This window comes from Pedobacter hiemivivus (assembly GCF_004331685.1).
Lineage (GTDB): Bacteria > Bacteroidota > Bacteroidia > Sphingobacteriales > Sphingobacteriaceae > Pedobacter > Pedobacter hiemivivus.
The window spans coordinates 494,948-514,806 of record NZ_SJSM01000003.1; the positions used below are offsets into that span (position 1 = coordinate 494,948).

Consider the following 19,859-nt stretch of genomic DNA (forward strand, 5'->3'; position numbering starts at 1 on the left):
TGAAGTGTTTTTAAATGTGCTCCAGCTTATGTTTAATTATCAGGCCTATAGTAGTTTGGATACTCCGTAAACTTTTTGTTGCCGTGGTTGTTATGTCCTTTATAATTGGCTTTTGTTTGAGATTTCTAACCTAAAACTATAAACATGAATTTAATTGAAATGATAAAGAATGAAATGGGCAGTGATGTCATTTCATCTTTAAGCCAGAAAGCAGGTGTAAGCGAAGACCAGGTAAAGACTGGTATTTCTGCTGGTATCCCTGCGGTTTTAGCTGGTATTCTAAAGAATGGGGTCGGCGGAGATTCGGGCTTTCTGGGCAAAATGTTATCTGGAGCAAGTAGTTTGGGCAGTAAGCCCGAAGAAGTGCTAAACGGTGATCAAGGAGATTTATTAGAGAAAGGAAAGTCATTATTGGGCGGTTTATTTGGTAATGATTCTGAAGCGGTTAGTGGTGCTGTTGCCTCATCAACAGGATTAAGTGGTACTAAATCTGCAGGGTTATTAGCGATGATTGTTCCATTAATTACCGGTTATATTTCAAAATTAATGGCGAGTAAAGGATGGGGAATTTCTGATTTGGTAGGCAAAATTTTTGAAAGCAAAGCCGATATCGCTGCAGCCCTGCCACAAGGCTTAAGTGACTCTTTGGGACTTGCGAATGTTAAAATGCCAAGTGTAAATATACCTAAGGTTGAGGTGCCAAACGTGGACTTACCGAAAGTGCCGCCTGTAAATTATGGCGTTGTTCAGGAGCCCAAGTCTGGGAGCATCTTTAAATGGTTGATACCACTGCTGATCATCCTGCTCGGAGGTTGGTGGTTAATGGGTAAAATGGGATGTAACGGTCCGAAAGTAGAAAATACTGTTGGTTCTAATATTGACTCTTTAGGTAGCACCATGGATTCAGCAACAGATGTCATGAAAACGGAAGCGGAGGCCGCTCAAGTTGCTATTGTAGGTAAATTAAATGAAGCTGGAGATTTTGTACGTGATTTAGGTGTTGTGATTGTTAAAAAACTACCTGATGGTAAAGAAATTAAAGTCGCCGAAAATTCGGTGGAAAACAAACTGATTATGTTTATTGAGGACAAGGATAAACCTGTTGATAAAACCACCTGGTTTACTTTTGATAGGTTATATTTTGAACCTGGGAAAAGTGTGTTAAAAGCAGAATCACAGGGGCAGATAGCTAATATAGATGCTATTTTAGTTGCTTATCCAAATGTAAAGCTAAAAATAGGAGGCTATACGGATAATACAGGTGATGCTGCAGTAAACAAAAAGATATCTAATGAAAGAGCTAATGTTGCAAAGAACGAGTTGGTGAAAATGGGGGTAGATGCGAAGCGTTTAGATGCGGAAGGCTATGGTGCGGAGCATCCAATTGCAAGTAATGAGACACCCGAAGGTAGGGCACAAAATCGTCGAATCGATATACGTGTAATGGAAAAATAATGTTTAATATTATAAAAAAAAGGACTGCATCATTAATCACGATGTGGTCCTTTTCGTGTAGGGTTATTGTATATCTTTACAATGTGTCAAACCAAATAATCGAATGAAAACTGTTGAACCCATCCAGTACTATCCTCTGGGAGATAATGCCATTGTGATACAATTGGGCAATGAAATTTCTGAAAGTATTCAACACCACATCTCATCCATCTGTAGCTTTCTGGAAGATTACTCTTTCGAAGGGCTTATTGAATATGTGCCTGCATTTACATCGATAACTATATTTTATGATGCCTTGGTTACGGATTATGGGGGTGTGCAATCCCTCTTAGAGGAGATGTTGCAGGAAATTATGGAGGGGATTGAAGAAGAGGAAGCTCCAATAGTAGAAATTCCTGTTTTATATGGTGGGACACAAGGTCCGGATCTGTCCTATGTAGCTAATCATGCGGGAATTTCCGAAGCTGAAGTGATCGCTTTACATACTGCTGGTGAATACCTGGTATATATGATCGGTTTTGCCCCCGGATTCCCTTATCTGGGTGGTTTGAATGAAAAAATTGCTGTCCCAAGAAAGGAAACGCCACGAGGCAAAATTGCTGCGGGTGCTGTCGGTATCGCCGGTGCGCAAACCGGAATTTATCCGATAGAGACGCCCGGGGGATGGCAGATTATTGGGCAGACTCCTTTAAAACTGTTTGATGTAGAACGACAACCTCCCGCCTTGTTAAAGGCTGGAAACAAATTGCGTTTTGTAGCCATTAGTGCGGCTGAGTTTGAAAAAATTAAAAGGCAATCGGATGGGGATTAAAGTTATAAAAGGAGGGTTACTCACGACGGTGCAGGATCTGGGCCGAAAAGGATACCGGAAAGACGGTATCATTGTAAGTGGGGCTATGGACACGCTGGCACTTGAAATTGGCAATTTATTGCTTGGAAATGATGCTGCTGAAGCCGGTCTGGAGTGTACATTACTTGGACCAAAATTGCTTTTTGAAACAGATCAGTTGGTGGCCATTACAGGTGGTAACCTAAGCCCCATGGTGGATGATAAACCTGTAAAAATGTGGCGTCCGGTTTTTATACCAGGAGGTTCTGTATTGAGTTTTGGGTCGGCAGTAGCTGGTTGTCGTAGTTACCTGACTGTTTCTGGTGGTTTTGATTTACCAAAGGTCTTAGGAAGTTATTCCACTTATTTGAAAGCAGGTTTTGGCGGTTACAAGGGGCGCGCACTGAAAAATGAAGATGAATTGTCATTTAAAAAAGCATATGAACCTAAGGGGGGCGTTTTTAACTGGTCAGTAGGTTTGCAACTTTACCCTGAGTTTAACGACAATGAAATCAGAGTGATGAAAGGTCCGGAATATGAATTGTTTACCGGGCAAAGTATAGCCGCCTTGTTCAATGAATATTATATGATTACTAAGGAGGCCGACCGGATGGGCTATAGACTGGAGGGGGCAGCTTTACTGTTGACTGAGCCTAAAGAGATGCTTTCTTCTGCAGTTACATTTGGAACCATACAGGTTACCTCTAATGGTGCAGCGATCTTGTTGATGGCCGATCACCAAACGACGGGAGGCTATCCCCGGATATTACAGGTCATTACGGCCGACTTGACCAAGCTTGCGCAAATGAGAAGCGGACAACAAATCCGCTTTAAATTAGTTACTTTAGCAGAAGCCCGCCAGGCTATGCTCCATACAGAAATGCAGCTTAAACAATTAAAACAAACGATAACACTAAAACAGATATAAAGCTTATGGATAGCGGCTGGTATACAGTAGATCTAAACTGTGATATGGGTGAAAGCTATGGTGCCTATCAGATTGGTAATGATGAGGCTATTTTTCCTTATATCACATCTGCAAATATTGCTTGTGGTTTTCATGCAGGTGATCCTGCTGTAATGAAAAAGACGGTAAGACTGGCTTTGAAACACAATGTAGCAATAGGTGCGCACCCAGGCTTGCCAGATTTGCAAGGTTTTGGCCGGAGGGAAATGTCCGTTAGCGCCGAAGAAGCTTATGATATGGTAATGTATCAAATAGGGGCATTAAATGGTTTTGTTCAATCAGAAGGCGGGGTGCTGCACCATGTAAAGCCCCATGGGGCGCTTTATAATATGGCAGCGACCAATAAAAATCTCGCAGAAGCTATTGTAGAGGCTGTTTATAAAATAAATCCCCAGCTAGTTTTGTATGGTTTGTCGGGTAGTGAGCTCATAAAGGCCGGGAGTCATATTGGTTTGGGGGTGGTCAATGAAGTATTTGCTGATAGGACTTATCAGGATAATGGCACCTTAACATCAAGAAGATCTGCTGACGCGCTGATTACCGATGAGGGCAGGGCAGTCGCACAGTCTCTACGAATGGTAAGGGAGGGGGCAGTGACGGCGGTTAGTGGTAGAAATATATCCATACAGGCAGACACGATATGCTTGCATGGGGATGGCGCACATGCGGTTACATTTGCAGCGAAAATCCACACATTGTTTAAAGAGAAAAATATAGCTTTACAAGCGCCATAGTCCTATGAATGGAAAGATTGACTGGAGTGTTTTAACAGGTGCAGCCTTTTTGATGGCTACATCGGCCATTGGGCCAGGTTTTTTAACGCAAACTACTGTATTTACTCAAACGCTGGGCGCCAGCTTTGGTTTCGTGATTCTTACTTCTATACTAATTGATATAGGTGTGCAGCTGAATATCTGGAGGGTTATTGCTGTTTCAGAAAAGCGTGCTCAGGATATCGCAAACTTGTTGCTGCCGGGCTTAGGCAGCTTTATTTCCCTGCTTATCGTTTTCGGTGGACTAGCCTTCAATATTGGGAATGTTGCCGGGGCTGGCTTAGGTCTAAATGCGCTGTTTGGCATTCCGGTCATAACCGGTGCTCTGATATCTGCGGCAATAGCTATTGCTATTTTTATGATTAAAGAAGCAGGAAAAGCAATGGATAGGTTTGCACAGGTGATGGGCTTTATCATGATCATTGTAATTATCTATATCGCGATCACCACTAATCCGCCTGTTGCTGAGGCGGCATTACGAACCATTCTTCCTGCAAAAATTGATCTCATGACCATCATTACGCTAGTGGGTGGTACGGTAGGTGGATACATTACTTTTTCTGGTGGACACCGTTTGCTTGATGCAGGTATAAAAGGTAAAGGTGTTTTGCCGCTGGTAAGCACCAGTGCGGTGATGGGTGTCTCTGTAGCTTCATTGGTGCGGATATTTCTATTTTTAGCTTCTCTGGGTATAATCAGCAAAGGTTTGGTTATTGATGCGGGAAATCCTACAGGATCGATATTTCAATTGGCAGCAGGCAACATCGGTTATAGGTTGTTTGGACTGGTGATGTTCTCGGCAGCCATCACTTCTGTAATTGGTTCAGCTTATACTTCGGTCTCGTTTATAAAATCCTTTAGTCCGGCAATCGCTAAAAATGAAAATAGGGTCATCATTATTTTTATCATGGTCTCTACCCTCATTTTCGCATTTGTAGGTAAGCCGGTTAGCTTGTTGATTATGGCGGGGGTAGTAAATGGCTTCATTTTACCGGTTACACTGGCCACAATTTTGTTTGCTTCCTATAAAACCAGAATTGTTGGCGATTACAAACATCCGATTGTGCTAACGGTATTTGGTGTGCTGATCGTACTCGTTATGACCTATATGAGCGTAAATGTAATGATCGGATATTTCTTGTAGGGTTTTATTTATTTTGGTTTGATTTTTGTTCATTATCTTTAAGTTAACTTAACCCTCACATTATGATAAAAGTTCTAAGACTTCAAAAAGCTGTATACCTTATAATTTTGGGTGTTATAGGATTAATTGCCTATAAAATTATGGAGGCTAATAGAATAGACTGGGCGGTATACATCCTTCAGTTCTCTGGTCTACTCTTTTTAATAGGGGCAATATGGATGGTATACCCCATTTTTTTTGCTAAAAAGATAAATGCTGAAGAAGTTCAGCTGGATCCTGAAAAGCATGAAGAAGATACAGACCCTAGTGTTACAACAAGCCGCCCATAAATGGGTCGGTAATAGAAACTTCTCCGGTCTCCACATGCCCTGCAAATTGTCTGCTATAGCCTTCGTATTTGACAGCTGTTACGGTAAAATCGTACCATGAATTGCTGTTTTTTAAATTGATTATGATCTTTAGTTTCTGCAAAGGTGCTAAGGTAATGTGCTTTGGATGGGTGCTTTTGTAAACGTGGTCGGCAATCTCCAGTTTAACCTCTTTGTTTTCTTTGTTTTCCAGAAATAGTTCGATGTTGCCAGTCGGTTTTTTACTTAAGGTCCCGGCATTTTCATACCCGCAATTGATTTTTATGGCTGGATCATTTTTACTGCCTTTAAAGCGACGGAAAAAGCCATTTGGTCCATTAACATTTAGGTCGTAATTATGGTCATTAAAGGCCGATAATTTTAAACTGTCGGAGACTTTGTCGCCAGCCAGCACCGCATAATTCCAGGTTTTTCCTGCAATACCGTTATAAATATTTGAGGTGTGCAGTAAAAATGGAGCGCCTACAGGGACAGTTTTTTGACCAAAATTTCCTTTCCCCGCTTCAAACTGAAGCATTATGTTTTCTTTTTTTGCATCCAGACTGCAAGCTGCAAATAGCTCATAAGGAAGTGCACATGCCTGTTTAGTACCTTTTTCCTGTTGTGGCATTAAGGATGAAGATAAAGGGGAGAAAGCAGGATTTGAGTTGATCTTTTCTATGTCTTGTTGTGATAAAGGATTGGGTTTAACCTGAGGCGGTTTATTCCTTGCATTGGTGATATTGATTAAAACCTCTTCTTTATTTAATAGGGGCGGTACACCTGATTGGTTTCCAGTAGCCGGCCTGAAAGCAGATGTTAAATCGCCACATATCGCTCTTCTCCAGCTGCTGATATTATTACTTTTGATCGTTTTTCCTGTTTTTTTACTTAAAAATTGCTCCAAAAACATCAGGCATGAGGTATGATCAAACACCTGTGAATTTACATATCCGCCTTTGCTCCAGGGAGAGGCAATGAGCATTGGTACTCTATAGCCCAGACCAATTGGACTATCTTTTTTCAATTCATAATCTACAGCTACATCAATCTTGGCAGAAACTTTTCCCGTATCGGCAGCATTTGGTTTAGGTACCACATAAGGGGGTACATGATCAAAATAACCGTCATTCTCATCATAAGTGAGGATAAAGATGGTCTTTTTCCACACTTCTGGGTTTTTGGTTAGGATATCTATTGCTTCAGAAACATACCAGGTTCCATATAAAGGCGAGCTGGTGTGGTCAGAGAATTTTTCGGGAGCGACCAACCAGGAGACTGTGGGTAGCTTTCCATGATCCACATCAGATCTGAATTGATGAAATATATCGTGTTTAGGGATGGCAATGGTTTGTTCCTGGCCATTGTCATCTTTAAAAGTAAAAGGAGTTAGCGCCAGGTAATTCTCTGGAGCATTAATGTTTGTTGCAAATGCTTTATCGATCAGGTTCTTCTCTTTGGAAGATAGGTTATCGTATTTGGCTCTAACCTGTTCAGCCGTTAATGGTGGATTTACCGTATTGTCGCCGTTTTTTCTAAAATAAGCAGATAGCTTAACGTTGTAACGTTTTACATATTCAAGGGCGTTATCGCCGTAATTGCCTAGCCAGTCGTCTATACCTTCGCCCTTCAGATCCGAAGTCCACAATTCATTTTGGTAGATCTTCCAACTGATGTCATGGTCTTCTAAAAGTTCTGGAAAAGTATGCCAGTCTACATAGACATTTTTTCTTGATTCGGCTTGTCCATTGTTTACAACTGCGGTGGCAGTTCCGTTTTGTTCTGGTCTGATGGTTCCCGACCAAAAGAATAAGCGGTTAGGTGTTGTACCTGTTAATGACGAACAGAAGTGATGATCACAAATGGTAAAGGCGTCTGCCATAGCGTAATAAAAAGGCACGTCAGTTCGGTCATAATAGGCCAGTGACATTACAGTTTTTACAGGGACCCATTTATCATAACGACCTGTATTGCGTGCTGCTAATTGGTCGTTCCAGGAATGCGGTAATCCACCTTGCCAGGTGATTTTGGTTTTATTAATATCGACATGGAAAGGTGCATAGGTATTACCTGTATCATCCTTTTGTAGCCACACTTTATTTTGATCGGGAAGGGTAAAAGTTCTTGGATCGTTAAAGCCACGTATACCTTTAAGCTTCCCAAACATATGATCAAAAGAGCGATTTTCCTGCATTAAGAACACAATATGCTCTGCATCCTGAAAAGTGCTTCCCGGATCGGCGCTAATCGCCATGGCTTTTTGAATAGACATGGGAATTACATTGGGTAAACCCGCTGCGCCTGATAATATTGCTGCTTTTTTAAGAAAATCCCTTCTTGAGTTCATTTGGTTTTAATCGTGTTAGCTAAACCAAACTTAACAATAATCTTTATATAATAAAATGCTGCATTTATTATCAAAATATGATTTTTTTGTCAGGATGGTTAGCCCTGCAAAGCCTTCCAAATGACATCGTAAACTTGGGTTGCAGTTCTATTTTCCGAGTTTAACTCTGGCTCGGTAATTAAAACAGGATGGAAATCTGCAGGGGTATTTAGGCTACCATGTGAGCCTTTTATCAGTGTTGCATCCAATGGGATCACATCCATGATGTATCTGAAGCCTGCTTTTTTTCTAAGTAATTTATAGGCAGCCCTTGGTTTAGATGACATGAACATTTCAACGGGATCATAACCCGGTTTTTTATGGATATCAACACACCTTGCATAATCGGGTGCTTTGGCATCGTCGAGCCAAAAGTAATAGGTAAACCAGCTTTCTGGCTTGGCAACCAATACAAAATCTCCGGCCCGGTCATGGTTAATACCATGTGCTTTTTTACCTTCTTCATCCAAAACCAGTGCAATACCTGGGCTCTGATTAAGTATATTTTTTACCTGTTCAGTTACAGATTTATCATTGATGTAAACGTGGGCAATCTGATGATCGGCAACAACAAATGCTTTTGAAGCACCGGCATCTAACAATTCTAATCCACGTTCTGTACGGATTTGCAATAGTCCGGCCTCCCTAAAAGCACGGTTTAAATGTACAGGGTTGTTTACAGGGGTAATGCCATATTCTGAAAGAACGATCACATTGGCATGCTTGCTTTCATAAAAGCCAATTAATTCTTTTAGTATAGCATCTATTTCGTTTAATTCTTTGCCAATATGATCAAAGTTGGGCCCAAATTTTTGCAGACAATAGTCTAGATGTGGTAAATAGATTAGCGTTAAAGTGGGATCGTAAATTTCATCGGTTAGCATTGATGCATCGGCGATCCACTTAGATGATTTTATATTTGCTCCTGGTCCCCAAAACTGAAACAAAGGAAACTGACCTAGTTTTTCTTGTAAAATATCGCGTAGTTCTGCTGGTTCTGAGTAGCAATCTGGCATTTTTCTGCCGTCGGCCAGGTAGTTTGGACGTGGTGTTACCGAATAGTCTGCATTGGAGTACATATTGTACCACCAAAACATATTTGAGCAGGTAAAGTTGGGGTTTTCCTTTTTCGCCTGATCCCAGATCTTTTCAACTTGCACGAGCTTGTTTGATTGCTTCCAGAATTTAATCTCGGCATCGGTTTCGTCATACCATCCATTGCCAACTATACCATGTTCGGTAGGTTGCTTGCCTGTTAAGTAGGTTGATTGTACTGCAGTGGTTACTGCAGGTAACATAGGAGCTATGGTACTCAGTTTTTTATTTTTAATATACTGCTCTAAAAATGGCGTATGTTTTCCAATCAGGTTTGCGGACAGTCCAACAACGTCTATAACTACAGTTTTCTTCATCTAAATAAATTGTATCTATGCCAAGGTATCAATCACCCAGTTTAGCTCATTGCTGATCGATTGGGCGATCGGTAATTTTATTTGTTCAGGTAATACTTCCCAAGTGTAGGTTTCGACTTCCAGGTGGTTGGTAAAAGGTTTGTTTTTTTGTAGCTCAAGTAGGGTGGTAATGTCATCCTGTGTAGACTGTAGTAATCCGATTTCTTTAATTGAAATGGGTACATGAAAATGCGAGCGCCATTGTTCAATATTTTCGAGGTCAAAGTCTTCAAGCGCCTGTGGCAGGTCGGGGTATCTGATTAACGAACCATCTTTTTTTAAGGCCACCACCTGATGTAAGTAGGTAGATTCATTAAATGTAGAGAAACTCGTTTTTATAGCTAATTTTTCTGCTATAGATCCCTTTATATCTGCCTTTAGTGCAGCGCTGATTTGGATCTTGCCAACCCCAATTTCTTTTTGTTCCAGTTCTGCGAGCACCGCTTCATGGTTTTCGTAACCGATGGCGAAATGGCATACATCATAACACAAGCATAGGTGCTTTTTTATGTGAACTGCAGCATCCTGAGTTGAAATGTTGAATTGTTCTGTCAGGATTGGAGTACCCAAAACAAGAAGATCGTTTTCAAACCAATCGATAAACTCTCTTCCCGTTTCCAATATCCCATCTGGTTCAGGTTCTATGTCGAGATGTAACAGCTGTCCAGTCTCCTGATGAATGGTCATCAATAGGCCAATGACGGTTATGATATTTAGTGTAGCCGCTTCTTTTGCATTGTTAAAATCTACCTCATTTTTAAACCAATGTCGGTAACTAAGGGGAGAGGTAGAAATGCCGCCGTCCATACCTTGGGGTAGTAATGCTTTCAGGATATGAAACAGCCGTATGGTATAATCCTTGCGCTCATCGGTAGTCCAGTCCGGTGTATGTACATGCTCTTTCACAACGGTATGATGAAAATCTCCATAAGGGAAACCATTCATGGTAAAAACATAGGCGTCATTTTCTGTTAACCACTGCTTAAATTGCAATAAAGTCTCCTCATTTCTCAATTCCAGACTGGCTTCATTAGAAAGTCTTAATCCGAGCCCTAATGGTTCGTTCGGGGCAATGGTTTGTTTTATAACCGGGAAGTTTTGTTTTAAGGCATTAAAATCTTCCTCCCAGTTTTTGCCTGCATGAATGTTTGTACAATAGGTTAAATGGCCTGTGTTTACTTTCATGTTAGTGATTTATGGAGTTTAAAACCAGGTTGTTTTTCGCAAAATTGGCTACATAATCACTCGCTTTAATCAGGAGTTGATGATCCATTTCATGTACTTCTTTTCCAGTGCCCAGGTCTGTTAACAGTGTAATCGTTAGTTTACCGCCTAGATGTTCCTGAAATTCTGTTAATCCTTTTAAAATAGGTGATTGAGTATCCTTAATCTGGATGATAGGATCGGTGATTTCGAAGGACAGCTGCAGCATTACAGATAGTATGCGCTGCAATTTATCCTCAGTTAGCAAACCTGCAAAAAAGGAATAAGTACTGTCAAGTGCGATCCCCATTGCTACAGCTTCGCCATGTAAAACCGTAAATTGGCTCAGCTGTTCCTGTTTATGTGCACTCCAATGGCCAAAATCTAATGGCCTTGCAGATCCGGTTTCAAAAGGATCCGCCCCTGCAATATGGTCTAGATGTAGTTTTGCACAATGTTTAATCAGGTAGTTCATGCTGTCTGTATGCTTTGAAGCCAACTCATTTGCATGATCTTCTATCCAGTAAAAAAACGCTGGATCTTTAATGAGGGCAACTTTTATGGCTTCTGAAATTCCGGATCGGTAATCTCTGTCACTTAGGGTTTGTAAAAATTGTTCGTCATTAAATACGGCGGTAGGGGGGGCAAATGTTCCTAGGAAATTCTTTTTCCCTTTGTAATTGATGCCATTTTTAACGCCGATTCCTGAGTCGTTTTGGGACAATACAGTAGTTGGGATACGGATATGTTTAATTCCTCTGTGCGATACTGCGGCGGCATAACCGACCAAATCAAGCACGGCGCCTCCGCCGATGGCAGCAATATAGGAGTGCCGGTCTATACCATGAACATCTACTGCCTCAACGAGCTGGTCAAATAACTGGGGATCGTTTTTTGAAGCCTCGCCGCCTGGAATGATCATGATGTCGTTGATCAGGTTTAATTCGCTGCACTTCTTAAAATATGCTTTGATATCACTGATCAAATTTGGGTGCGTAATGGCTACACCTTCATCAATCACAAAGAATATTTTTTGGCTTCCTTCTGCCGGTCTTCCTTTAAAAAAGTCAGCAAGGATAGTATTGGTGCTTTGGAAAAGGGAATTGGTAAAATATATTTTGTAGTCAAATTTGACACTAAAAGACTGTTCTAAAAAACTCATAAAAATGCGAACTAAGTAACGGCAAATGCTTTGCCTAATAGTATGGATATGGGTAATAAAATGACGATAAATATGGCAACGTTCCATACACCAAAGGCTGCGGCCCAGGATGCATTCATTAAAATTAGGGCAATAACGCCTGATTTTACGGCTTTTCCTATGTTTTTACCAACTGGAAACTGGATGGCGATGAGTAGGGGCGTAAAGATCATCAAGGTAAAGGGAACTATAAAAATAAGCGCAGACAGGAGGTTGCCCTTGGTTTGTGCAATGACTAAAATAGCCGCAATAACCACAGTATAAAGCACTGAAGCAAAGTAAAGTGTTTTTTTACTACCCCCGTGTACTTCCCCTCTGCTGATCATGGTGATTGCAGCGATATAAATGATTGGAACAATGGCTAAAAACCACCACTGTTGTATGGCTGTAGGGATGATGCTTATGCCTAATAGTAAATTTAAACCACGGCATAACCCCATATTTAAGGGACCGAAAATTGCACTGTGTTTTAAGAATTTGTTATAAATCAGGCAGCTTACCATGATCGCCACTGCCAGGTATTGCGAATTTGAATTGTAAAGGCCCGCTGCAAAAATGCCGATAAAGAAAAAGATGCCGCCAAAAATCGTTGCCGCTTTTTTGGAGATTAGTCCACTCGGAATAGGGCGTTCGGGACGTTCTTTGGCATCCAGATCTGCATCAAAAACATCATTAAGGATAATTCCACCACTGTAAAGTCCTATCGTAGATATACACAATAGGATAACAGGGAGCAAAGAAATTTGTGGCCCAGTACCCCAACCGAAAGTTCCAGGAGCCAGTTGTATAAAATAACCTGCAATGGCCATTCCAGCCATTACATCAGCAACCGCTGTAATCACATTGGCTGGGCGCATTAGCCTCAGGTATCCCAATAGTTTTTTCATGATAAGATTATGAAATAATGATTGAATTCTTGTCTACTCTTGGTTGTTGCCCCCCACGTAGGATGGAGTTGCTTGCAAACTTCTGACTTTGATCAATATTTTTAATCGTAGTAAAGTCATCTTCATTGATTTGTCCACTTTGCGCAAATGCGGTAATGGCATTGCGATAAGTAACTAGCTCAATATCGGCAAGGCTAATGCCCGATCTTTTCATTAAAGCGGCAGTTTTAGGAATAGCTAAAGGATCGCTAATGCCCCAATCGGCAGCAGAATTGATCATGATTCTTTCCGATCCATATTGTTTAACCACTTCTACCATACGTTCATTTCCCATTTTTGTAAAAGGGTAAATGGTAAAGGCTGCCCAAAATCCTCTGTCGAGTACTTCTTTTACTGTTTCCTCATTGTTATGGTCTACGATGACCATGTACGGTGCCAAACCTTGTTCGATGGCAATGTCCATGCTTCGTTGAGTTCCTTTTTTCTTATCGCGGTGTGGGGTATGAATTTGTACCGGAAGGCCAGCTTCAAGGGCAAGATCCAGTTGCAGTCGATAATATTTCTCTTCAGCTGCGGTCTGATCATCAAAGCCAATTTCGCCGATTCCGACTACACCTTCTTTAAAAATAAACTGCGGCAAAATTTCCATGACCTGCTCAGCCAGTTTTTCATTGTTGGCTTCACGGGAGTTTAGTCCTATTGTGCAGTAGTGTTTAATGCCAAATTGCGATGACCTAAATCTTTCCCAACCAATCAGGCTACTGTAATAATCGGTAAAGCTGTCTACACCGGTTCGCGGTTGTCCAAGCCAAAAGGCCGGTTCTATCAGGGCTACAATACCGGCATCGGCCATGGCCTGATAATCATCCGTAGTTCGGGAGGTCATGTGTACATGCGGATCGAAGAACTTCATTCCGCTGATATCGTTCAGGTCAAGGGTAGTTTGTATTTTTTCGCCCTTGTTTCTTTCCTCAAAATTCTCATTACAGCACATAGTTCATTTTATATTTGTGGGTTCATTTGTTGTGTCAATTGATAAATCTCTGGTGCTACAGTTCTATGCGCAGCCAAACGTTCCTGTATATAATCCATTAAGGTTTCAGACAGGGCAGGGTTTATTCTTTCGTAAAGTCCGTAGATTTTGTCCACCTCTTTTTCAGTAAAAAAGGCTTTAAGCACCAGTTGGTTCCATGAAGGTGTGGATAGGAATTTAGCGGGATAGGGATTGTGGTACATAATGGCCTCTAATACGATTCCTATGTTACTTCTTATCCCTTCTTCGCATCTTGCAATCCATTCTTCTGGGTAACAATAAATGGGTAGGGCAGAATATAACGCTACTTGCTCATTCATCTCTGCAGTCGCAAATAAGCCGTTAATCTTTTTTAAATAGTTTTCTTTGTCTCCTGCCGGGACTTGCATTAAAAGCCAAACGCGACACAGCCTGTCGATTGTCCAGTTATTAAGCTCCAGACCGGACATGGATAGGTTGATCTCTATTACTTCATTACTATTTAGCTCAACGATATTCCTTCCTGTTAATCTTGAAAGCTGAGAAAAGCTAAGATTCAGTTGCATTGACCTTTCTTCAGTCTTTACTAAATTGATCTTTTTTTCCAGCCAGTCCCAGGCATCACTGCTTAGGTTTCGTTTAATGATTTGCTGGAAAAGTTTATACAGATTTATATCTATTACAGGCATTTTACTTAGTTAACAGCTACAAAATAGTTAATTGCAAGCGCTCCGCTAATGATTAGTAAGCCGAAAAACTCTCTGGTTTTCTCTATATAAGGTTTTGTAGCCTGCATACTTTCTACCAGGCTAGGCCTTTTATAGCGTAGTATCCAGTCTCGTACACCATCTTTAACAAAAAATAAGATTATAGCATAAATCACATAGAAGGATATGGCCGCAAGATACACAGTAGGGTAAAAATGATTAAATACGGCAAATCCACAACAGATGGATGCAATCATATAAATCGGTACCCAGAGCCAGGAATCACTATCATTTAGGTTTACATAAGCGAATAAAATAAAGGCAATGCAAAAAATGGAGTTTAAAATACTCAGTAGCATAACAATGAAGTTTATATTTGTGTGTTTAGTATATACAAATAAACAGATTATTAAATCGATTTAGAAGTATCGTAGCGTATTTTAGTTTTTTTATTGATTACATTAAGAATTGCAGGTGGAGAAAGAAATCAATGCCCTAACACATGATTATACTTTAGCGAATTTTAACATTTCGGCATTAACCATATCGGAGATATTAAAACATAGTAAAGTTGGTGCAGATACAGGAGTGAAGGGGTTTTATGAGCTTTCGCCAATGGAGATTGCGGTAAACTTCGCGGTTTTTAATGATACATCTGTTTCGATGACTAGTCAGGTGGTAACCATTACCCAAACCAGGGATCGGGTAATGTTGTCATGTACCTGTATGTCGGGCAGTAATGGATTGTGTGAGTACCAGGCCAAAGTATTGTACAACATCATGAACCGGCAGCCCTTGCGCTTGTTTTTTGATGAAACTCTGCGGTCTAAAAAGCTGAAAGAATTTGCAATTGATTACGGACTGGAAAATGAGGGGCACCTGGATGATCATTTTCAGATCGATTATATAAAAGGTGCGCTGGAGATCAGCCCCAAAGTGAAAGCCTTATTTCCAATTAATAAAAAAACGAAGCAGGAACTCGGCGAGGCGCTGCTGCCAGCTAAAGAATGGCCAATATCAGCAGGCGGTTTAATTAAGAAGGATGTAAAAACGATAGTTGTTTTTAGTCAGCATCGTTTTTACAGTCACCTAACTGTATCCCTTTACGAAGGTTTGGCGAGCAAGGATGGTAAGATAAAGAACCCTTTAAAAAGCCTTGATCCATCAGAGATGATCTGGCGATCAGAAAATAGCAGCGAATTAAAATTCCTAAACGGGATATTAAAGTTTCAGAACAATTATAATGCAGAGGCTTCTGAATCTGATTTGGAAGGCTTAAAGGCCTTGGCTAAAAATCCGCTAGGGTTGGATATCTACATGCACGACAGCAAGGTGTCGCCCAATATATCGGCTAGTTCCATCACTAGGGTAAAACTTAATGTACTCGGTATCGACCTGATTTTGTCTGTTAATGAAAAGGGGGATTTTTATGAGGTGTCGGGTAGGTTGATGTTGGATGGACAGTCGCTAGCCATCGAGGATTTGGTGATTAAGCACCATTATTTTATTCGGTTAGATAACAACTTATACCTGATTGATAATCCTGCTTTTTTACGGGTAATTGATTTCTTTAAAAAGCATTATGATAAGATGCTGATTCATAAATCGAAGTTTGATGAGTTTTATGAAACTATTCTTTCGAAGTTGGAAGAGAAGGTTAAAATCAATTATTCGTATTTAAAACCAGCTACAAAAACGCAGATCGAAGAAAAGGGGTATGACCTGGAAAATGAGCAACTGATTTATTTATCCGAGTCGGAAGATTTTGTGCTGATTACGCCTGTAATGCGTTACAGCAATACCGAAATCCCTGTGCTTTCTAGAAAACAAATCATTGGGAAGGATAAATATGGCAATACATTTAAGCTGCGCAGAGACGAAGAGGAGGAGTTGCAGTTTATATCCAATATTGCGAAACAACATCCCTTTTTTGAAGAACAATTGGATGAGGAAATGAAAATGGATTGCTTTTATATGCACCGCAAACATTTCCTGGATATAGGATGGTTTTTAGATGCTTTTGAGGCTTGGCGAAGTAAAGGTATTACCATTATGGGCTTCAATAAGTTGAATAATAATAACCTGAGTCAGTTTAAAGCTGATATATCGATTAAGGTGATTAGTGGTATTGATTGGTTTGAAACGGTTGCAAAAGTTGAATATAATGGTGAGGCCATCTCTTTAAAACACCTACACAAATCTATCCGCAACAAGAGTAAATTTATCAAGCTGGATGATGGAACGATGGGGATTTTGCCGGATGAGTGGGTAGAGAAATTTACCAGTTACTTTAGTGCCGGAGAGGTGGTTGATGATACTATTCATACACATAAGATCAATTACAATATGATCGCGGAGCTGTATGAAGAGCAGCTTTTTGATGAAGCGGTAAAAGATCAGCTGGCGATGTATCGTGGGAAATTATCTGGGCCGGAAAGTATTATTCCGGTAAAAATACCAGATACGTTAAATGCAGAGTTGCGGGGATACCAGCACGACGGGGTAAATTGGCTTAACTTCCTGGATGATTTTAATTTCGGGGCCTGTCTGGCTGATGATATGGGATTGGGTAAAACCATCCAAATCATTGCTTTTATACTTACTCAAAGGGAGAAATCGGCACATAACACCAATCTGGTTGTGGTGCCAGCTTCTTTAATTTTTAACTGGCAGGCAGAGGTTGCTAAATTTGCCCCTTCTATTAAAATACGGACCATTTATGGTGCAGATAGGTTGAAAAATAGTCATGAATTTGACCAGTACGAACTGATCCTTACCTCTTACGGAACTTTATTAGCTGATATCAACTTTCTGAAAGCCTATCGGTTTAATTATGTGTTTTTGGATGAGTCGCAGACGATTAAAAACCCTGATTCGCAGCGTTACAAGGCAGTACGGCTTTTACAGTCTCGGAACAAAGTAGCTTTAACGGGTACGCCGATAGAGAATAATACTTTTGATTTGTATGGACAGATGTCGTTTGCCTGTCCGGGATTACTGGGGAGCAAGCAGCAGTTTAAAGAATTGTACTCTGTACCTATTGACCAATTTAAGGAGACGAAGCGTGCAAAGGAATTACAGCAGAGGATTAGCCCTTTTATTCTGCGCAGAACGAAAGAGCAGGTGGCAAAAGAATTGCCGGATAAAACGGAAATGGTGATTTATTGCGAAATGGGTACTGAGCAGCGAACGGTGTATGAGGCTGCGGTGCAGGATATCAAAGATTATATAGAAGGTGTTGCGGAGGATGAGTTGCAAAAAAGCAGTATGCATATTTTGCAGGGCATCACCAGATTGCGACAGATTTGTAATTCGGCCGAGTTGTTAAAAGACGATAAGTTTTATGGTAATGCTTCCGCTAAGATGGAGACATTGCTGGAGCAGATTGAAAATAAATCGCCAAACCATAAGATATTGGTTTTCTCGCAGTTTGTGGGAATGCTGGACTTGATCAGGAAGGAGCTTTATGAACGGGGGATTGCCCATGAATACTTGACGGGGCAAACCAGGAATAGAGCGGGAGCAGTGGCTTCATTTCAAGACAATCCTGAGGTTCGGGTATTTCTGATTAGCTTAAAAGCAGGTGGGGTGGGTTTAAACTTAACTAAGGCCGACTATGTTTACATTGTGGATCCATGGTGGAATCCTGCGGTAGAAAATCAAGCTATTGACCGTACTTACCGAATAGGGCAGGAAAAGAATGTGGTTGCTGTTCGGTTAATTTGTCCGGATACGATTGAAGATAAGATCATGAAGTTACAAGATACCAAGAAGGATTTGGTAGATGATCTGATCAAAACGGAAACGTCAATCTATAAGACACTTTCCAAAAAGGATTTGCTGGGATTGTTTTAATAAAGCGAGGGTGTAAGTAGTTGTTTATACCCTCGCCTTATTTTATGATTACTCTGTAATCACAAAACTGTTTTTTTGTGTAAAGGGGCGGTTAAACATATCGGTAGCTTTTACTTCTATGGTATGCTCACCAGCTGATAAGTTGGTTGGAATTGGACCTTTCCATAAGTGTGTGCTTTTTGCAGGGTTAGAAGGTCTTCTGGCTTTCAGTTTTTTATCGGTTATGCTTTTCCATGTCGCCACTTCTGAAAGATAAAATGGATCAAATTCCGTGCTTTGTTCCAGATTTTTCCATTGGTTGCCATCTATACGGTATTGTACTTTGTCATTTTTAGCACCCGTGTAAAAATTCACATAGACATAGGCTAGCGTATCACTATTCCGTTTTAGTTTTTCAGGTGCTGTGATTCTCATTTGCTCTGCAGCATCTTTACCTGCGACTTTATAATCGATTACATATTGGTTTCCTTTAAAATGAATAAAGCCGTAGCCTTTAGGCGTTCCATCACGCATGGTAGAAATGGGTGTGCCGTTTTTGTCGCTAAGGCCGGAATAAAAATCTCCCGAAGCTGTTCCGATATTAAAATGATGGTGGGGTTTATCCTGAAGCCATTCTGTACCTTTCACATAGAAATCCTGACGCTGCATATGGGTATGTGCGGAAATGGAAAGTGTATTTGGGAAATCTTTAATGGCATTGAATAATCTTTTTCTGGTGGACGAACTGAAAAGAAATTCAGGCTCACTCATGGGAATATGCATCGTCATTACAATCAGGTAGTCTTTAGGGACATGCTTCAAATCATTTTCTACAAATTTCAGTTGATCTTCTCTTAAACCGCCGTAATAGCCACGTCCGTCACGTGGGTCTGGATATAATACATCATCGAGTACAATGAAATGTACTTTTCCATAATTGAAAGCATAGGTGGTGGGACCAAAATGAGCCTCAAAAGATTCATCAGATAAAGAATCAGTAGTTGCATCAGCATCTAGGTCGTGGTTACCCATCATGTTGTACCATGGGATCCCTACGCGTTTTACCGCGGCAGTATAAGCCGGAAACAGATCAAGCTTATCGCCTACTTCGTCGCCCATGCTGATACCAAAGGAGACATCTTTAATGCCTTCCACTTCGGTAATTACATCGCGTACAAAGTAATCTACCTGCTCCTGGTTATATACTTGTGGGTCGCCAAAAATAAGTGCAGTATAGTTGTCTTTTTCTGTTGATGGTTTTAGGGCAAAATCAATAGATTTTGGCAGAGGGCCTGTAGGTGGCACTCCTTTGTATTTTAAAATTGGTGAGCCTTGTGGTTTGTGGATGTAATAATATTGAGGTAGGTTATCTGCGTTTAATGGCACCTGATAACCGGTAGGTTTAATTACGCTAATGATGTTGTCGTTGCCAATAGGTAATTGGTAAAAACCTTTGCTATTGCTGCGGACAACTTCCTGTCCGTTGGTTACCGAGACGTTAGGGATACCTTTTTCTGTTTGATCTCTTTTGCCATTTCCGTTTGTGTCGTTAAATACGTAGCCAGAGGCTGTGGTTTGGGCGTGTAGGGAGAAGGATGTAAGTATAAGAATGAAGAAACTAAATTTTCTCATTTAAATAGGATTTAAAAGTATTCATGGGTGT

The 19,859-nt window shown here is 40.7% G+C and carries 16 protein-coding genes; 7 read left to right on the forward strand and 9 right to left on the reverse strand.

All coding sequences use genetic code 11. The annotated features are described in order from the left end of the window. Nucleotides 1–144 precede the first annotated feature (144 nt). From EZ444_RS08230 to EZ444_RS08255, 6 genes are all read left to right on the forward strand, one after another. Entirely contained in the window at nt 145–1,455 is a 1,311-nt protein-coding gene (locus EZ444_RS08230; RefSeq protein WP_131608244.1) for an OmpA family protein, read from the forward strand. A 103-nt stretch (nt 1,456–1,558) separates the two neighbouring features. Next, nucleotides 1,559–2,266, forward strand: a complete 708-nt coding sequence (pxpB, locus tag EZ444_RS08235) for a 5-oxoprolinase subunit PxpB (RefSeq protein ID WP_131608245.1) — start codon at nt 1,559–1,561, stop codon at nt 2,264–2,266. After that, nucleotides 2,256–3,212, forward strand: coding sequence for a 5-oxoprolinase subunit C family protein (locus tag EZ444_RS08240; RefSeq protein ID WP_131608246.1), 957 nt, complete (start codon nt 2,256–2,258; stop codon nt 3,210–3,212). Before pxpB ends, EZ444_RS08240 begins: the two co-directional genes overlap by 11 nt. Nucleotides 3,213–3,217: 5 nt before the next feature. Next, the gene (gene pxpA, locus EZ444_RS08245; protein ID WP_131608247.1) at nt 3,218–3,985 is read left to right on the forward strand and encodes a 5-oxoprolinase subunit PxpA; all 768 of its coding nucleotides are present in this window, start codon (nt 3,218–3,220) and stop codon (nt 3,983–3,985) included. Between the two features lie 4 nt (nt 3,986–3,989). Further along, a complete protein-coding gene (locus tag EZ444_RS08250; protein ID WP_131608248.1) occupies nt 3,990–5,168 on the forward strand; it encodes an NRAMP family divalent metal transporter in 1,179 nt (392 codons plus the stop codon). Between the two features lie 62 nt (nt 5,169–5,230). Further along, the gene (locus tag EZ444_RS08255) at nt 5,231–5,497 is read left to right on the forward strand and encodes an isoleucyl-tRNA synthetase (RefSeq protein WP_131608249.1); all 267 of its coding nucleotides are present in this window, start codon (nt 5,231–5,233) and stop codon (nt 5,495–5,497) included. Here EZ444_RS08255 and EZ444_RS08260 read toward each other — a convergent pair. The 8 genes from EZ444_RS08260 to EZ444_RS08295 form a co-directional block, all read right to left on the reverse strand. Beyond that, nucleotides 5,478–7,862, reverse strand: a complete 2,385-nt coding sequence (locus EZ444_RS08260; protein WP_131608250.1) for a phosphocholine-specific phospholipase C — start codon at nt 7,860–7,862, stop codon at nt 5,478–5,480. The two genes, EZ444_RS08255 and EZ444_RS08260, sit on opposite strands and share 20 nt — an antisense overlap. Before the next feature lie 98 nt (nt 7,863–7,960). Then, nucleotides 7,961–9,313 carry an alkaline phosphatase family protein gene (locus tag EZ444_RS08265; protein WP_131608251.1) on the reverse strand — a complete coding sequence of 451 codons (1,353 nt, stop codon included), beginning with the start codon at nt 9,311–9,313 and terminating at the stop codon, nt 7,961–7,963. A 15-nt stretch (nt 9,314–9,328) separates the two neighbouring features. Beyond that, complete coding sequence (eboE, locus tag EZ444_RS08270; protein ID WP_131608252.1) at nt 9,329–10,537, reverse strand: metabolite traffic protein EboE; 1,209 nt, start codon at nt 10,535–10,537, stop codon at nt 9,329–9,331. A 1-nt stretch (nt 10,538) separates the two neighbouring features. Beyond that, the gene (locus tag EZ444_RS08275; protein ID WP_131608253.1) at nt 10,539–11,717 is read right to left on the reverse strand and encodes a 3-dehydroquinate synthase; all 1,179 of its coding nucleotides are present in this window, start codon (nt 11,715–11,717) and stop codon (nt 10,539–10,541) included. An 11-nt stretch (nt 11,718–11,728) separates the two neighbouring features. Next, on the reverse strand, nt 11,729–12,643 hold the full coding sequence (gene eboC / locus EZ444_RS08280) for a UbiA-like protein EboC (protein WP_131608254.1): 915 nt from the start codon (nt 12,641–12,643) through the stop codon (nt 11,729–11,731). 7 nt (nt 12,644–12,650) lie between these two features. Next, on the reverse strand, nt 12,651–13,637 hold the full coding sequence (locus EZ444_RS08285; protein ID WP_131608255.1) for a TatD family hydrolase: 987 nt from the start codon (nt 13,635–13,637) through the stop codon (nt 12,651–12,653). An 8-nt stretch (nt 13,638–13,645) separates the two neighbouring features. Beyond that, nucleotides 13,646–14,344 (reverse strand): EboA domain-containing protein, encoded by a 699-nt coding sequence (locus EZ444_RS08290; RefSeq protein ID WP_131608256.1) that lies wholly within the window; start codon nt 14,342–14,344, stop codon nt 13,646–13,648. Between the two features lie 5 nt (nt 14,345–14,349). After that, entirely contained in the window at nt 14,350–14,721 is a 372-nt protein-coding gene (locus EZ444_RS08295; protein ID WP_131608257.1) for a transmembrane 220 family protein, read from the reverse strand. Nucleotides 14,722–14,836: 115 nt separating this feature from the next. On the opposite strand from EZ444_RS08295, the gene EZ444_RS08300 reads away from it, so the two are divergent. Further along, a complete protein-coding gene (locus tag EZ444_RS08300) occupies nt 14,837–18,217 on the forward strand; it encodes a DEAD/DEAH box helicase (protein ID WP_225874670.1) in 3,381 nt (1,126 codons plus the stop codon). Between the two features lie 48 nt (nt 18,218–18,265). On the opposite strand, the gene EZ444_RS08305 is transcribed toward EZ444_RS08300, so the two are convergent. Further along, nucleotides 18,266–19,828, reverse strand: a complete 1,563-nt coding sequence (locus tag EZ444_RS08305) for a calcineurin-like phosphoesterase C-terminal domain-containing protein (RefSeq protein WP_131608259.1) — start codon at nt 19,826–19,828, stop codon at nt 18,266–18,268. Between the last annotated feature and the right edge of the window lie 31 nt (nt 19,829–19,859).

What these genes read in the sequence shown, in the direction of transcription:
- EZ444_RS08230 (WP_131608244.1), top strand. Translation starts at nt 145, where the DNA reads ATGAATTTAATTGAAATGATAAAGAATGAAATGGGCAGTGATGTCATT.
- EZ444_RS08265 (WP_131608251.1), bottom strand. Translation starts at nt 9,313, where the DNA reads ATGAAGAAAACTGTAGTTATAGACGTTGTTGGACTGTCCGCAAACCTG.
- EZ444_RS08275 (WP_131608253.1), bottom strand. Translation starts at nt 11,717, where the DNA reads ATGAGTTTTTTAGAACAGTCTTTTAGTGTCAAATTTGACTACAAAATA.
- EZ444_RS08240 (WP_131608246.1), top strand. Translation starts at nt 2,256, where the DNA reads ATGGGGATTAAAGTTATAAAAGGAGGGTTACTCACGACGGTGCAGGAT.
- pxpA (WP_131608247.1), top strand. Translation starts at nt 3,218, where the DNA reads ATGGATAGCGGCTGGTATACAGTAGATCTAAACTGTGATATGGGTGAA.
- EZ444_RS08295 (WP_131608257.1), bottom strand. Translation starts at nt 14,721, where the DNA reads ATGCTACTGAGTATTTTAAACTCCATTTTTTGCATTGCCTTTATTTTA.
- pxpB (WP_131608245.1), top strand. Translation starts at nt 1,559, where the DNA reads ATGAAAACTGTTGAACCCATCCAGTACTATCCTCTGGGAGATAATGCC.
- eboE (WP_131608252.1), bottom strand. Translation starts at nt 10,537, where the DNA reads ATGAAAGTAAACACAGGCCATTTAACCTATTGTACAAACATTCATGCA.
- EZ444_RS08260 (WP_131608250.1), bottom strand. Translation starts at nt 7,862, where the DNA reads ATGAACTCAAGAAGGGATTTTCTTAAAAAAGCAGCAATATTATCAGGC.
- EZ444_RS08290 (WP_131608256.1), bottom strand. Translation starts at nt 14,344, where the DNA reads ATGCCTGTAATAGATATAAATCTGTATAAACTTTTCCAGCAAATCATT.
- EZ444_RS08255 (WP_131608249.1), top strand. Translation starts at nt 5,231, where the DNA reads ATGATAAAAGTTCTAAGACTTCAAAAAGCTGTATACCTTATAATTTTG.
- eboC (WP_131608254.1), bottom strand. Translation starts at nt 12,643, where the DNA reads ATGAAAAAACTATTGGGATACCTGAGGCTAATGCGCCCAGCCAATGTG.
- EZ444_RS08250 (WP_131608248.1), top strand. Translation starts at nt 3,990, where the DNA reads ATGAATGGAAAGATTGACTGGAGTGTTTTAACAGGTGCAGCCTTTTTG.
- EZ444_RS08305 (WP_131608259.1), bottom strand. Translation starts at nt 19,828, where the DNA reads ATGAGAAAATTTAGTTTCTTCATTCTTATACTTACATCCTTCTCCCTA.
- EZ444_RS08285 (WP_131608255.1), bottom strand. Translation starts at nt 13,637, where the DNA reads ATGTGCTGTAATGAGAATTTTGAGGAAAGAAACAAGGGCGAAAAAATA.